The 1,542-nt window shown below is 71.9% G+C and carries 1 protein-coding gene and 1 pseudogene; both read right to left on the bottom strand.

Translation table 11 applies throughout. The features are described 5' to 3' along the window. Positions 1 to 43: 43 nt before the first annotated feature. Complete coding sequence (locus tag C5F48_RS23665) at positions 44 to 1,348, bottom strand: FtsX-like permease family protein (protein WP_107666111.1); 1,305 nt, start codon at positions 1,346 to 1,348, stop codon at positions 44 to 46. Then, positions 1,341 to 1,542 (bottom strand): annotated as a pseudogene (locus C5F48_RS25480) (ABC transporter ATP-binding protein); the annotation flags it as partial. The gene C5F48_RS23665 and the pseudogene C5F48_RS25480, both read right to left, overlap by 8 nt.

Raw genomic sequence — 1,542 nt, 5'->3', positions numbered from 1 at the left:
GCAGGGCGAGACAGAACAGGACCAGGCGCATCGGAAACTCCCTTCAGGCGCGGAGATCGGCAAGGACCGGACGGCGGAGCGCGGCGAGCGCGGGCAGCAGGGCGAGGGCCAACGTCAGGCTGATGAAGCCGGCGACCAGCTGCACCTCGATCCAGGACAGCGTCGCCGTGACCAGAATGTCAGTGCGGGCGGTGATGAGGGCGGAAAAGCCGATGGCCGCGACCCAGCCGAGGCCGAGACCCAGCAGCGCGCCGCTCAGGATCAGCGCCGCCGCATAGCTCCAGACCACGGCGAGAACGAAGCGCGCGGGGGCGCCGACGGCGCAGAGCAGCGCCAGCCCCCGGGCGAAGACCCGGGTCAGGATCATCAGGCCCGACAGCACCGCGACCGTCACCAGCCCCTGGGTCAGCAGCGCCATCAGCGACATCGCCTCGCGCAGGTCGCGCATCAGCCCGTGCATCTGCGCCAGCACGGTTCCGGGGAAGAAGGCCATGGTGCTGGCGGTGGTGAAGCGCGATTTCAGCGCGTAATTCGCCCAGAGCTGATCGGCATGCACCAGGATGGCCGGCGTCCCCGGCATCCGGGCCGGATCGAAGGGCGGGCCGATCCGCGCACCCTCCTCGGGGGCATGGCCATTGGCGAGGCCATGCACCTCCCAGACCGCCTCGACCGGGACGAGGATCGCCCGGTCCCAGGGGCTGCCGGTGGGGGCCATGCGTCCGGTGACGGTGAAGGCCTCCCCGCCATGTTCCTCGGCCTCGGGTCCATGGCCATGCGCCGGGGTGAAGCTGGCGCCGGGGCCGACCGGGGCATAGGCGCCGGCCACCGCCTCCTCCGCCCGCTGGAACATACGGCCTTCGGCCAGCGCGCCGGAGAGATGGGTCACGAACTCCGCCGTGGTGCCGACGACCGGCGCGCCGAGATGGCTGTCGCCGAAGGCCAGCGGCGCCGCCAGCGCGACGCCCTCGGCAGAGGCCACCTCGGCATAGGTCTCTCCGTCGAGCAGCGGCACGTCGGTCGGTTGCAGATAGACGGCGGCCAGCAGCATCGTGATCTCGCTGCCCGGCGCGGCGACGATAAGGTCGAACTTCTCCGCCGCCTGCGCGCTGCCCCGCCGCAGGGCCCGCTCCTGCGCGGTCAGGCCGATGCCGATGGCGACCGAGACCGCGATCAGCAGCACGAAGACCAGATTGGCGCCGCGGAAGCGGTAGAGCATCGCGCGCACCAGCCCGCCGGGCGCATAGCCGCGCAGCACCACGAGGCCGATCACGAGACCGGGGAGCAGCAACAGCAGGGCCGTCGCCATGTCCTGAACCCACACCGGCAGCAACGCCCAGAACTCAGCCATCGCTGTCCTCCACGATCCGGCCCTCGGCCAGGGTCAGCACGCGGTCCAGCCGGGCGATCAGCGCCGCGTCATGGGTCACGGCGATCAGCGTGCGGCCCTCGGCCGGCAGCAGGGCGAGGTCGGCGATCAGCCGGTCGGCGGCGGCGCGGTCCAGACTGGCGGTCGGCTCGTCGGCCAGAACCAGACGGGCGTCA

The organism is Cereibacter changlensis JA139, assembly GCF_003034985.1.
In the GTDB taxonomy this organism is placed as follows: domain Bacteria; phylum Pseudomonadota; class Alphaproteobacteria; order Rhodobacterales; family Rhodobacteraceae; genus Cereibacter; species Cereibacter changlensis.
The sequence above is the reverse complement of the archived record's forward strand: the minus strand, read 5'-3'. Positions and strand labels throughout refer to the sequence as shown.